The organism is Niallia circulans (assembly GCF_003726095.1).
Taxonomy (GTDB): domain Bacteria; phylum Bacillota; class Bacilli; order Bacillales; family Cytobacillaceae; genus Niallia; species Niallia circulans_A.
Map to the genome: position 1 here is coordinate 496,988 of NZ_CP026031.1, position 13,982 is coordinate 510,969.

Sequence of the window (13,982 nt, forward strand, 5' to 3'; positions counted from 1 at the left end):
ATACAGGAAAATTGGAAGGAATGGGGAGGAGTTCACATGAAATTAGGCGTGTTTACCGTATTATTTGCAGACAAATCATTTGAAGAAATGCTTGATGCAGTAAAAGAAGCTGGCATTCAAGCAGTTGAAATAGGTACTGGCGGTTATCCTGGAAACAAACATTGTAATGTAGATGAATTATTAGAATCAGAAGAAAAGAGAAAAGAATATCTAGAAAAGGTGACAGAACGTGATTTAATCATAAGTGCATTCAGTTGTCACGGAAATCCAATCTCACCTGAAGAAGCATTTGCAAAGGAATCGCATGAAACACTGCTTAAAACAATCAAACTAGCATCTTTGATGAATGTTCCGGTTGTAAACTGCTTTTCAGGAACGGCTGGGGATCATGATGGTGCGAAATATCCTAACTGGCCAGTTACACCATGGCCAAATGAATATTCTGATGTGAAAAAATGGCAATGGGAAGAAAAGTTAATCCCTTATTGGAAAGAAGTAGGGCATATTGCAAAAGAAAGTGGTGTGAAGATTGGTTTAGAGCTCCATGGTGGATTCCTAGTGCATACTCCATACACCTTATTAAAATTACGAGAGGAAACTTGTGATGCGATTGGTGCAAACTTGGATCCAAGTCACTTATGGTGGCAAGGTATTAATCCAGTTGCGGCGATTAAAATTTTGGCAAAGGAAAAAGCTATTCATCACTTTCATGCAAAAGATACGTATATTGACCAGGATAATGTTAACATGTATGGCTTAACAGATATGCAGCCATACGGTGAAGTTCAGACAAGGGCTTGGACATTTCGTTCCGTTGGATGTGGACATAGTGTTAGTGAATGGTCAGATATGATGAGTGCTTTAAGAACATATGGGTACGATTATGTTGTCAGCATTGAACATGAAGATCCAATTATGTCGATTAGGGAAGGATTAACAAGAGCAGTTACTAATTTGAAATCTATTTTAATTGAAGATGCTCCTTCTCAAATGTGGTGGGTTTAGATTATATTTAGAAAATACTTGAACAAATAGACATTCGTTAAATAGTGGAAACGGGGGAGAGAAACATGTCCAAATTAAAGGTAGCGATTATTGGTTGTGGTAATATTTTTCCTATGCATGCTCAATCAATTGTCTCAAGAGAGGATGCAGAGTTAGTAGCAGTTTGTGATGTAAAGCCTGAACGAGCAGAAGAAAAAGCCAAAATTTATGGCTGTGCCGCTTATACAGACTATAAGAAAATGTTTGAACAGGAAAGCTTAGATGTGTTGCATATTTGTCTACCACATCATTTGCATGCACCAGTGACAATTGAAGCTGCGAAAAAACAGATTCATATATTAACAGAAAAACCAATGTCTATTCATTATGATGATGCTGTTGAAATGGTGGAAACAGCGAAGGAGAATAAGGTTACCCTTGGTGTCATTTTTCAAAATCGTTATAATCCTGGCTCCCAGCTCATAAAGAAAATGTTGGATAATGGAGAACTTGGCAAGATCAAATCAGGAAAACTATCTGTTACATGGGACCGTTCTGATGAGTATTATCAAAAAAGTGATTGGAAAGGGACATGGGAGAAAGAAGGCGGCGGAGTTATAATTGATCAAGCAATTCATACAATGGATTTGATGAGATGGTTTGTGAATGCCGACATTAACTATGTAGATGCATCAATAAGCAATCGTGCACATGAAATTATTGAGGTGGAAGATGCAGCTGAAGGAGTTATAGCATATAAGAATGGCATTGTTACTGCTTTTCATGCTATAAATTATTATACGTACGACGCGCCAGTTGAAATTGAGCTGCATTGTGAAAAGGGAATTGCCAAAATGGTTGCTGATCGGGCAACTGTACGATTAATGGATGGAAGAGAATTTATCGCAGATAATAATCCTCAAGAAACTTTTCATTATGAAAATGGAGTCAAAGGGTATTGGGGAGTTAGTCATGTAAAGCAAATCAATAATTTTTACGATTCGTTGGCAACAGGAATTCCTTTAGATGTCACGGGGGAAGAAGCATTAAAAACACAAAAAATGATTTGTGCCGTATATGAATCAGGAAAGAAAAAAGAACGTGTTTACTTTAAATCGACGGTAGAATCCATACAATAGCAGCATTTTGAAAAAGGCTATATGGCTTCCAGCTTTCTGGGGAGGATATAGCCTTTTGCTTTTAAAGTCAATTTACATGCTTTTAAACATTTGTTATAAAAAACACTTTACAAATCGTAATGGTTACGGTTAATATAATAAAGTCGATAGAACAATCTTTTATATGCTCCATCTAATTTTATAAATCGTAACAGTTTCGATCTGATTGTTTTAAAGTTTATATGGTTAAATAAAATTACATTTGCACGAACAGATGATAGGAGTTAAATTGAGGATAAAAAACTGTCGAGAGATTAAGTGACTTTCTAGTTCTTCCGGAGGATAGTGTAAGGCAAACTGAGAATAGAAGTTTTTGAACAATTGCTATATCCATTGTTTTCATACATAATTTTAACTTTGATCTTACAGCACTTCTTATATCTTGGGTATGAATAAATAAAGGTTTGGTCATTATGTGAGTAAAAAAACACTGGTTTGTACAGAAACAGAGATCGCAATTAAAATTAAGGAGAACAGAATAATCCAAATCGAATGGAGTTTATATTGTTTAATATTATAGAGAAATGCATAAAGAAAGTAAATAAAAGGCAGGGGGATAAAAATGGGAAAAAAATTTAAATTAGTAACGATTATGTTACTTGCAATATTGGTGATAGCTGCATGTGGCAAAGGAGAAAATAATGATTCGAACGGGGCAAATAAAGAGAAACTAAAGATCATGACTACCTTTTATCCTATGTATGAGTTTACAAAAAATATAGCTGGTGACAAGGCAGATGTAACATTACTTATTCCTTCGAATCAAGAACCACATGGATGGGAGCCAACACCAAAAGATATCGCCAATGTGCAAACTTCAGATTTATTTGTTTTTAATAGTATATATATGGAAAATTTTGTAGATACAATTAAATCTGCTGTTGATAATAAAGAAACAGTATTTGTTGAAGCAAGCAAAGGTATTACCTTAAAAGAGGGATTAACAGATGAGCATGATCATGAAGGGGAAGAAGCTGACCATGACCATGAAAGTGAAGAGGCGGAAGATGGGCATAGTCATGAGAAAGATCCTCATGTTTGGTTAAGTCCAGCGTTAGCGATTAAAGAAGTAGAAACAATTACGGAGAGCATAATCAAAGTAGATCCTGATAATAAAGAAACATATCAAAAAAATAGTGAAAAATATATTGCAAAATTAACTGCACTTGATCAAAGATATAGTGATGATCTTAGCAAAGTAGCGAAAAAAGAAATGATTACACAACATGCTGCATTTGGATATTTAGCAAGTGAATATGGATTAACTCAAGTACCAATCTCTGGGATATCACCAGACCAAGAACCGAATGCACAAAGATTAGCGGAATTAAAAGATTTTGCAAAAGAACATGATATTAGCGTTATTTATTTTGAAGAAACGGCTTCGCAAAAAGTTGCAGATACGCTTGCCACTGAAATTGGGGCAAGAACAGAAGTACTAAGCACTTTAGAAGCACTAAGCAAGAAAGATGAAGAAAGTGGAATGGATTATATTAAGGTAATGGAACGTAACTTAGAAAAAATTGTCCAGGCACAACAATAATTGACTCTTCTCTTATAGCCTCTCTTGGAGTTTTTTAAATTCCAATTGAGGCTTTTTGTATGGGAGAAATCGATGGTTGCCTTGCGAAAGAACCACATGCTATTGTATAAATGAAAACGTTCTATGGAGGGATGATTGGGATGGAAGCAAATAAACGATTCTTGTTTATAGGAGATAGTATTACACAGGCGGGAAGAATGGAAGATAGGGAAGGCATTGGTTATGGCTATGTTCGTTATATTAAAGACTACTTTACTATTAATCAACCAGAAGTCTTGCCGAATATTGTTAATAAAGGGATAGATGGAAATAGAATCACTGACTTAGAACAACGCTGGGAAGCAGATGTTCTCACCTTACGTCCAGATCTAGTTTCTATATCAATTGGAATTAATGATGTATGGAGACAATTAGACCAACCTCAACTAGAACAGGTTACTCCAGCTAAATTTAGCGCTATTTACGAACGTTTATTAGAAAAAGTAAAAAAACATACAAATGCCAGTATTTTTTTGATGGAGCCAACCATTATTGAGGAAGCGATTGAAGCAAAAGGCAATATTCTTTTAAAAGATTATGTAACAGTCATTCATCATATAGCAGCCAAATATGATGCAGTGGTTGTGCCTACACATCAAGTATTCATGGAGTATTTACAAAAACAAAATAATCAAGTATTAACGACAGATGGAGTACATATGAATTCTGCTGGTAATATGCTAATGGCGCAAACATGGTTACAGGTATACAAAAAGTTTAAGGAAGATAAAAGTAGTTTTAGATAATCGATAAAAAGAGGAAAGGATTGAAAACATGTCTCTTATCCATAGACTAACTAATTTAAAATCTATTTAAAAGGATATAGAGACATCATCATAATAGAAAAGAAAGTCTTTCCTAAACCGAAATATCAAGGTATGATAGGGGAAATAAATAGAAAGAGAGTGACAACTATCATGACGATGCGACTTAGAGATTGGGATCGGAATTTAAAGATTCGTCTTGCTGGTGAATCAACTGTTAATGTAACATTTTGGATGTTTTTCCCATTTTTAGCGATATACTTTACAGAATCCTTTGGGAAATCAATTGCAGGATTCTTATTAATACTTTCTCAAGCCTTTTCTGTTGTTGCCAATTTGCTTGGCGGCTATTATGCTGATAAATTCGGTAGAAAGAAAATGATGGTAATATCAAGTCTTGCCCAAGGAATTGCCTATTTAATCTTTGCTTTTGCTAGCTCTCCGTGGCTTGATTCCCCAGCTATTAGTTTTATCTGTTTCACTGTTATCAGCTTGTTTACTAGTATTTATTGGCCAGCAAGCCAAGCGATGGTTGCCGATGTAGTAAAAGAAAAAGACAGAAGCAGTGTTTTTGCTATTTTTTATACTTCTACCAATATTGCAGTAGTAATTGGTCCGATTCTTGGCGGTTTCTTTTATAAAGATTACCGTTTTTTCCTCCTTTTAGCAGCTGGACTATTAAATATTATATTGAGTATGGTATTAAAAATTTGGATTGCTGAAACGGCTCCGCCATATAAAGAACTAGATAATAAGAAAAAGAATTGGGCTATGGCGCTTGGGGCACAGTTAAAAGATTATCAGGTGATAGTAAGAGACCGAACTTTCTTACTGTTTATTTTAGCGGGAGTATTAATAGGGCAAACCTTTATGCAACTAGATTTATTATTACCAGTCTATGTAGATGAAATGGTTGCTACACAAAACTTATTTTCTCTTGGCAATTGGTCTCTAGAAATTCAAAGTACACAAGCTTTTGGATTAATACTTGCAGAAAATGGCTTGGTCGTAGCCTTATTTACCATAATTGTTACAAGATGGATGTCTAAATTTAAAGAGAAGAATGTTTTTATTATTTCCTCCTTTATTTATGCGATTGCAGTTATCATGTTTAGCCAAACTAATTTAATTTGGGGGTTAATGTTCGCCATGCTCTTATTTAGTTTTGCAGAGTTGATGACAGCAGGAATTCAACAAAGTTTTATTTCTGAGATTGCTCCCGAGGATCAACGTGGTAAATATTTTGCGGCAGCAAGTCTGCGGTTCACTTTTTCAAAAATGATTGCTCCATTATCCATTCCGATGAGTGCCTGGTTCGGATTTAAATGGACATTCTTCATTATTGCTATATTAGCGATAATAAGTGCGTTCATTTATCAAGTGATGTTCAAACAATTTGAAACAAAAAAAAGAAAGTTAAATATAGTGAAACCACTATGAGGAGTATAAAGGATGGAAATTTCCAGCTTGGACGTGGGCTTTATAATCTGATCATTTTCTAATATAACACTTTCCTAATGGCTATTTTTATAACTAATTAGGAAGGTGTTTTTTCTTTTAAAGGCTTTAATTCTAATAAGGGGATTGATTTACATGATTTTATCCAAACCTTTTTCTCCTGTATGTCGTCTAATTATTAGGTAAGGAGGTTTATTGTTTTGGAAGAATTGTCAGCATGCTGGAAAGAAATAGACAATAAAGAAGAAGTATTTGATGAAATTATGACTACATATGGACAAGAGCTATTACATTTAGTCTTTTCTTATGTCAAAAATGAAGCGATCGCAGAAGAATTAACACAAGATATTTTTGTGAAAGTATATTATTCCATCCATAAATATAAAGGGAAATCTAGTTTTCGAACATGGATTTGGAGAATTGCTATTAACCACTGTAAAGATTATTTGAAAAGCTGGTATACAAAAAATGTTATAAAAGTGGATGACGAATATATTTATGGAGAAGACAGTAAAGAAAATATTGAACAAACCATTGTTCAAAAAGAGGAAGAACAATGGCTTGTGCAGGCTGTGATGAGTTTACCTATTCTGTATCGAGAAATTATCTTCCTCTTTTATTTCGAAGAATTAACGATAAAGGAGATTGCCAGGATAATAGGGGTTAATGAAAATACGATCAAAACCCGATTAAGAAGAGCGAAGCAATTATTAAAAAAGATTGGAGATGAAGAAAAATGGAAAAACGACTAAAAAACCTTCAAGCTGGTTTGAAAAAGACTTATTTTAATCATCTTTCATTTACTGCTGAGCATCGCAAAGAAATTATGAAAAAAATTCAAATAAAGAATAAGGAAGAGGAGATTCTTTTAGCAGCTTTGCAATTACTTCATACTAGAAAAACTGGTTTTGAATTAACAGAGTTGTTACGTGCTCGCGGCTTTCAAAAGTTTGAGAATCAAGAAGGATTTATCTATACTTTTCTGCATCGATTGGAACAGAGAAATATAATTGCATCAGAGTGGGACAATAACAAGGTAAAATATTACCATATAGACCGTAAAGGAAAAAAGCTCGAAAAAAAGTTGGCAGCAGAAGGGGGACGCAGCAAAAATATTAGAGAACTGATAGATTGGGTGTACGTAAATGAATAATAAACATTTATTTTTAGATAAAGTGACGGAGCAAGTGAAATCGAAAGAAGCAAAGGAATCGATTAAATTAGAAATGGAGTATCATATCCAACTTGCAAAAAAGGGATGGATGAAAAAAGGGTGGACAGAAAACGAAGCAGAAGAAAAAGCAATTAATGAAATGGGAAGTCCTTCCCAATTGGGACGAGAGTTAAGTGAAATCTATCGTCCAACGATTGATTGGGCTATCGTTATTTTAACAGTGAGTCTGTTAATGATAGGAATATTGCCAGCATTATCTTCTTCTTTTCATTTTATCACGCTAAAGTTATTAATGACTTTCTTAGGGATTGCAATAGTCATTGGTTTTATGTATGTGGACTATCGTAAATTTGCTGATTTTGGATATTTATTTTATTCAATAGGATCGTTGTTATTGATATCTATTATTTTCTTTGGCAATCTTATGATTAATGGAATGAATTATATAAAAATTGGACCAATTATACTCCAAGGCATAATGGCCATCCCCTTTTTTTTATTAGCCTGGGCTTCCTTTTTTAGTAAGAAAGAATTTACATATGTTTCTTTCTTGTGCTTATTTTTCTTTTCATGTGTTTTATTTCTCTTCGGATTTGATAGTATTTCTACTGTTTTTATTTATATTTTTACAGTCGCAATCATGCTATCTTGGAGCCGCTTTTCTAAAAGGAAAGTCCTTATTACATATGGAATAGGAACAATCCTTCTTTTAGGGCTTCTTTTTCTTACAAGAGGAAGTTATCAATTAAATAGACTAATGGCATTTCTATTTCCTGAAAGATATGCCGAAGAAGCTGGTTATTTTTATTTATATCGCCAAAAAATGTGGGCTGATTTAAAATGGGTTGGTTCACCAGATATGGAAGTATTAACTTTTATTAATAATACAGACACAGTTTTTCTGCAAATCACCTATCAATTTGGATACATGATGGCTGTAATTCTTGTATTGTTATTCGGAGCACTTATTCTAAAGATGATCGCCAATGTCAAAAAAATAAAGCATCCATATGCGAAATTTCTATTAATAGGATCTATTACACTGTATAGTGTTCAAGTTGTTTATAATCTAGGAATGTGTGTAGGACTTCTACCGGTTATTTCATTATCCTTGCCATTCATAAGCTATGGTCTTGTTCCAACCGTTATTAATGCTTTATTAATTGGTCTTATCTTAAGTATTATTCGTAGAAAAAACTTTCAATAATGTGTGGGGGGCACGATATGATTAGAATGTATCTTGAGTCAATGATTATTTACATATTGATTGGATCACCAATTTATCTGTTAAGTCGATATTTATACGTTAAATATAAAACACAACAAATAGTATGGATGAAAGAAACCCTCCTCTTCCTGTTTGTGATGTTCTGCATAGGGGTAGCATCCCAGACCATTATTCCCCATTGGTATTTGATAGTGGAGGATGGTAAGCAGCAGCTTTCTATTCAATGGTCTGAGGGATTAAGAAGTATTAATCTTATCCCTTTTGCCACGATTATTTCCTATTTTGCCCTAGAAAATGATCAAGTAAGTAATTGGAATGAAGTGTCACGGGTCAATCTATTAGGGAATATTGTTATTTTTGTCCCTTTTGGTATTTTTCTCCCATTATTATGGAAAGCATTCAGAAAGTTTTCCTCCCTATTTTGGATAGCTATTGGTATTCCTCTTTTAATAGAAATCCTTCAATTATTCATAGGGAGAAGTACGGATATTGATGATGTAATATTAAATGCCTTAGGGATTATGTTTGGGTTTAGTCTTTATAAAATCTTCCAGAATTTTTTTCATAAAGGGAAAGATTCTGGCGTGAGAAAGAATAGTAAATAATGCAGCAGGCAATAGGCTAACTTTATGTCAGCCTATTTAAGAACTCTTTAGCTACCTTAGAAATACCTTTGTCTATTGGATAAATATATCCAAAGTAATAGGTATTTATTATGGTATCAACGAAAGGCAGAGTTACATAGCTATCATTGTTTGCTAACCCAGTTATTGTTTTAAATGCATAATCATAGCCAATGTTAATGGCTGTATTTCTTTCTAAGGCATACCGAATAGTTTCCACATTGTTGGTTGTAAATAGAATTTCCATGTCATTTTCGACAATAGCTAAATTTTGCACGAATTCTAAAATAGAATGATCATTATACAAAATAATTGGCTGGTTTATTAACATTTTCTCTGTAATATATTCATTGTTTGCTAAAGGTGAGTTTTTATTTACTGCTACAACCATGCATCCATCATATAGTTTATGGAAACGCAAGCTACTGTTTTTCTTGATATCCTCCGCTGTATAAATAATGAAACCGATATCTACTTCTTCTTTTTTTACTTTTTCAATAATATGCTGTGAGTTATCTTCCTCAATAGATGCCTTTATGTAAGGGAATTCTTTTTTGTATAAAGTAATCTGATCAGCTAATAAATCCAGAGGTCCAGGGAAAGTTGCAATTTTTAACTCACCTTTGAGGATATGGACAAAGCTTTCAGCTTCATCTAAAAACTCTTGTAATTTCTCTAGTACGCCGTTAGCTTTTTGGATGAGTATTTTTCCTTCCTCAGTTGGATAGGTTCCCTTTCTAGAGCGATGGAAAATTTCAATGTTCAACTCTTTCTCTAGCTTTGTTACGGACTGACTAAGCGCAGGTAAAGAAATATTCAACTTAGTTGCAGCTGTCTTTAAAGAGCTGGAATGAGAGATTTCAACAATATATTTTAATTGTTCTATATTCATATGTAGCTCCTTTCTTAAAAACTAGAATATAGTTAAGTAATCGTTAACTATAGTTAATTATAATATAATTTTAAATTAATCATATAAGTACTATAATTAAATTGTTTCTGAAACTTAAGTTTTTTAAGGCCTTAAATAACAAGTTGCTCAAAATAAAAGATACGGCTATAAACCTATTAAGGTCAAAGGGGATGTATGGTAAAAATGAAAGCATTAAGATGGCATAACCAAAAAGATATTCGCTTAGAGAACATAGAAGAACCGCAAGTAGCGCCAGGAAAGGTAAAACTTAAAGTAAAGTGGTGTGGAATTTGCGGCAGTGATTTACATGAATATTTAGGAGGTCCTATCTTTATACCAGTGGATCAACCACATCCTTTAACAAATGAAGTGGCTCCTGTAACATTAGGACATGAATTTTCTGGAGAAATAGTAGAAATTGGAGAAGGCGTAACTGACTATCAAGTGGGAGATCGTGTGGTGGTCGAACCTATTTTTGCTACACATGGTCATCAAGGTGCTTATAACTTAGATGAGAATATGGGATTTCTTGGTTTAGCAGGTGGCGGAGGAGGTTTCTCTGAATATGTTTCTGTCGATACAGAATTACTGCATAAATTGCCAGATGAATTATCCTACGAACAAGGCGCATTAGTAGAACCTTCTGCTGTTGCTTTATACGCTGTAAGATCAAGTAAAATACAGGCAGGGGATACGGCAGCAGTTTTTGGCTGTGGACCAATTGGACTGTTAGTAATAGAAGCTTTAAAGGCAGCGGGAGCAACAGATATATATGCAGTTGAGCTTTCTCCTGAACGCCAGGCAAAAGCAGAAGAACTTGGTGCAATTGTTGTAAATCCAGCTGATTATGAAGATGTAGTTGCAGAACTTGTTCGCCGTACAAATGGTGGAGTAGATGTCTCTTTTGAAGTAACTGGTGTTCCAGTAGTTTTAAGACAAGCCATTCAATCTACTACAATTTCTGGAGAAACTGTTATAGTAAGTATTTGGGAAAAAGGGGCTGAAATTCTCCCTAATGATATTGTTATTAAAGAACGTACTATTAAGGGGATTATTGGTTATCGAGATGTATTTCCAAGTGTGTTAAATTTAATGAGAAAAGGCTATTTTTCAGCAGATAAATTGGTAACTAAAAAGATTAAATTAGATGAAGTGGTTGAAGAGGGTTTCCAATCGCTGATATCTGAAAAAAATCAAGTGAAGATATTAGTAAGTGCAGAATAAACAAAGTAATGATAGCAAACAAGGATGTCCATTAAAGGAACATCCTTGTTTTTTATACAAAAACAGTCAGCGGTTGACGCTGACTGTTTGTTTATTCTACTGCTTCTTTCATTTTCGCTGGACTAGTTTGCTGCTCTGCATCTTTTGGCGGAACAGCACGTTTTACAAATGCTGCGAGAACAAGTGCAACGATGACAATTCCAACAGAAATAAGGAAAGCATCATTAATTCCTTCAAGCATTGCTTGCATTCCCAGCTGCTCCTTCATAGTAGCAATTGCTTCGGGGGTTGGCTGAGTGGTTGTATTACTCATTTCTTGCATTGCTTTAGCAGCCAGTTCCTCACCATGCGTTTTTGTACGTTGTGACATGAATGTAATCATAACTGCAGAACCAATCGCCCCAGAAACTTGAGACAATGTATTATTTAAAGCAGTCCCATGTGGATTCATTCGAGACGGTAATTCATTTAAACCATTTGTCATAATCGGCATCATAACCATAGACATTCCAAACATACGCAAGGAATAGATAAGAACAAGTGTAGTTATCGTAGTGGTCATGGATAATTGACTAAACATATATGTTGTAATGGCAGTCAATGTTAAACCAACTAAGGCAAGCGTCCTTGCTCCATATTTATCAAAAAGTCTTCCTGTAATAGGAGACATAATCCCCATAATAATCGCACCAGGCAATAATAAGAGACCAGAGTGGAATGGTGAAATGCCTCTTACGGTCTGAATATACATTGGCATTAACAACATGGCAGAGAATAGTGCAATGTTTACCACAACAGTAATTACTGCTGATAAGGAGAATAACGGATACTTAAAGATTCGGAACTCTAGCATTGGAGTAGTCATTTTTAATTGACGCAGAACAAAGAAAATAAGGGCTATCACACCAATAATTAAAGTTCCATAAACATGAATATTACTCCAGCCTTTTGTGCCGGCTGAACTGAATCCGTATAGTAATCCGCCGAAACCTAAGCTAGACAATATGACAGATAAAAGATCGATATGAATATCTACTTTTTCCTTTTTGTCTTTAATTTTAAAAATTGCTGATATTAACACAATGATAGCAATTGGTGAAACAACATAGAACAACATTCTCCATTCATAATGCTCTACAATATACCCTGATAATGTTGGGCCGATTGCTGGAGCAAAAGTCATGATAAGACCAAAAACACCCATAGCACTTCCACGTTTTTCAACTGGAAAGCTGGTAAGTAAGAAGTTCATTAAAACAGGCATCATAATGGATGAACCAGAAGCCTGTATCATTCTTGAAAGCAATAGTACTGGGAAAGAATGAGCCATGCCAGCCATTAATGTACCAATTGTAAAAAGGGACATTGCTATTATAAACAATCTTCTCGTTGAATATTTTTGAATTAAAAAGGCAGATGTTGGAATCATAATTCCATTTACAAGCATATATCCAGTTACCAGCCATTGGCCAACAGAAGGATCAATTTTGAAATCCGCACTAATAGATGGTAAAGCGATATTTAAAAGCGTTGAATTTAAAAATGCGACAAAGGCACCTGCCATTAAAATAACGATAATGCCATATGGCGGTTTTTTTTCATTCGATGTTGCATTTGTGTTCATTAAAACAATTCCTCCCTATGAACTTTACGTTCTTTTTATCCATTGGATCTAAGCTTAAATAATAATATACCTGTAGTATAAATAATGCAATAAAAATGTTTAGAATCCCTAAGTAAAAAATAATTTCTTATTAATTCCACTTTTTTTCTTTAGTAGAAACATTGCTATCACAATAATCCAACGATTCCTTTTTTATTGGGATGATTGTAAATCTGTTCTAAATGACCTACTATATAAATTGAACCGGTAGTCTAATTTTATATTCAAGGTGGTTAAATGAATAAACGTAAAAAGCAAGTAATGGATAAAGCACATGAATTATTTATTGAAAAGGGATTTCAGCAGACATCGATCCAAGACATATTAACTGCAAGTAAAATTTCAAAAGGTACATTTTATAATTACTTTTCCAGTAAAAATGAATTGTTAATTTCAATTTTTAAAAATATTTATACGGAATTGGAATGGCAAAGAAAACAATTACTAATGGGGCAAGACGAAACAGATAGCACCCTGTTTATCAAACAAATTGAAATGTTGATTCGAACAAATAACCAATATAAAATCATTTCTTTATTTGAAGAAATTCTTTTTACAAAGGATGAAGAATTAAAAAATTATATTAAAAATAGAAGAATACATGAGCTCAGCTGGATTTATAATCGGTTAGTTGATGTATGTGGTGCACAAAATAAAACGTATTTATTAGATTGTTCTATTATGTTAATGGGAATGATTCATTCTAGTATTTTTGTGCATTCATTAATCTATCAAGATCACGCAAATATACATCAAATTGTGCAATACTGTGTAAATCGGGTGCTTGAGATGGTTAACCATCTATCTAAATCTAATGAAGTCCTTATAAAACCAGATACGCTTTATAATTGGATTGCCCTTCAATCCATGAGTGATGAGGATGTGGGAAAGAAGGAAATTCTTTGTATGATTTATGCGTTTAAAGCAGATTTAAAAAAAGATAAAGAATTGCTGTCTAGTCAAGAGAAAATAGAACAATTGTTAACATTTATCGAAGAAGAGATAGAGATCAAATACCCGAGGTATTTTTTAATGGAAAGTGCATTAATGTCTCTGATGCAAGAGGTAAAAGAGACACCATATGCTAAAAAGGTCCAAAAACTTAGAGATAGTATAAAAAAGGTATATTCCAAACGGAATCAATGACAGGGTAGAAGGAAAAGTCACAGCTTAAACGTTGACTTTTCCTTG

The 13,982-nt window shown here is 33.9% G+C and carries 13 protein-coding genes; 11 read left to right on the forward strand and 2 right to left on the reverse strand.

All coding sequences use genetic code 11. From position 1 onward, the window contains the following. Positions 1-36 precede the first annotated feature (36 nt). From C2I06_RS02230 to C2I06_RS02270, 9 genes are all read left to right on the forward strand, one after another. A complete protein-coding gene (locus tag C2I06_RS02230) occupies positions 37-1,005 on the forward strand; it encodes a sugar phosphate isomerase/epimerase family protein (protein WP_095333110.1) in 969 nt (322 codons plus the stop codon). A 65-nt stretch (positions 1,006-1,070) separates the two neighbouring features. Next, positions 1,071-2,123, forward strand: a complete 1,053-nt coding sequence (locus C2I06_RS02235) for a Gfo/Idh/MocA family protein (RefSeq protein WP_095333108.1) — start codon at positions 1,071-1,073, stop codon at positions 2,121-2,123. Positions 2,124-2,724: 601 nt separating this feature from the next. After that, positions 2,725-3,705, forward strand: coding sequence for a metal ABC transporter substrate-binding protein (locus tag C2I06_RS02240; protein ID WP_123257378.1), 981 nt, complete (start codon positions 2,725-2,727; stop codon positions 3,703-3,705). 140 nt (positions 3,706-3,845) lie between these two features. Beyond that, the gene (locus tag C2I06_RS02245) at positions 3,846-4,490 is read left to right on the forward strand and encodes an SGNH/GDSL hydrolase family protein (protein WP_171509500.1); all 645 of its coding nucleotides are present in this window, start codon (positions 3,846-3,848) and stop codon (positions 4,488-4,490) included. A 177-nt stretch (positions 4,491-4,667) separates the two neighbouring features. Then, positions 4,668-5,948, forward strand: coding sequence for an MDR family MFS transporter (locus tag C2I06_RS02250; RefSeq protein WP_095333205.1), 1,281 nt, complete (start codon positions 4,668-4,670; stop codon positions 5,946-5,948). Between the two features lie 218 nt (positions 5,949-6,166). After that, on the forward strand, positions 6,167-6,718 hold the full coding sequence (locus tag C2I06_RS02255) for a sigma-70 family RNA polymerase sigma factor (protein ID WP_095333104.1): 552 nt from the start codon (positions 6,167-6,169) through the stop codon (positions 6,716-6,718). Continuing rightward, a complete protein-coding gene (locus C2I06_RS02260) occupies positions 6,703-7,119 on the forward strand; it encodes a PadR family transcriptional regulator (RefSeq protein ID WP_095333102.1) in 417 nt (138 codons plus the stop codon). Before C2I06_RS02255 ends, C2I06_RS02260 begins: the two co-directional genes overlap by 16 nt. Further along, the gene (locus C2I06_RS02265; protein WP_095333100.1) at positions 7,112-8,347 is read left to right on the forward strand and encodes an FtsW/RodA/SpoVE family cell cycle protein; all 1,236 of its coding nucleotides are present in this window, start codon (positions 7,112-7,114) and stop codon (positions 8,345-8,347) included. Before C2I06_RS02260 ends, C2I06_RS02265 begins: the two co-directional genes overlap by 8 nt. 17 nt (positions 8,348-8,364) lie before the next feature. Continuing rightward, positions 8,365-8,973: a VanZ family protein gene (locus C2I06_RS02270; RefSeq protein ID WP_164463602.1), complete on the forward strand. Its 609-nt coding sequence runs from the start codon at positions 8,365-8,367 to the stop codon at positions 8,971-8,973. A 22-nt stretch (positions 8,974-8,995) separates the two neighbouring features. On the opposite strand, the gene C2I06_RS02275 is transcribed toward C2I06_RS02270, so the two are convergent. Further along, entirely contained in the window at positions 8,996-9,883 is an 888-nt protein-coding gene (locus C2I06_RS02275; protein ID WP_095333096.1) for a LysR family transcriptional regulator, read from the reverse strand. A 204-nt stretch (positions 9,884-10,087) separates the two neighbouring features. Between C2I06_RS02275 and C2I06_RS02280 the strand changes: the two genes are divergently transcribed. Then, the gene (locus C2I06_RS02280; protein WP_095333203.1) at positions 10,088-11,128 is read left to right on the forward strand and encodes a 2,3-butanediol dehydrogenase; all 1,041 of its coding nucleotides are present in this window, start codon (positions 10,088-10,090) and stop codon (positions 11,126-11,128) included. Between the two features lie 91 nt (positions 11,129-11,219). Here C2I06_RS02280 and C2I06_RS02285 read toward each other — a convergent pair whose 3' ends face one another. Further along, complete coding sequence (locus C2I06_RS02285) at positions 11,220-12,752, reverse strand: DHA2 family efflux MFS transporter permease subunit (protein ID WP_095333094.1); 1,533 nt, start codon at positions 12,750-12,752, stop codon at positions 11,220-11,222. Positions 12,753-13,028: 276 nt separating this feature from the next. Here C2I06_RS02285 and C2I06_RS02290 point away from each other — a divergent pair, with 276 nt between their 5' ends. Next, positions 13,029-13,937, forward strand: a complete 909-nt coding sequence (locus tag C2I06_RS02290) for a TetR/AcrR family transcriptional regulator (protein ID WP_095333092.1) — start codon at positions 13,029-13,031, stop codon at positions 13,935-13,937. Positions 13,938-13,982 lie beyond the last annotated feature (45 nt).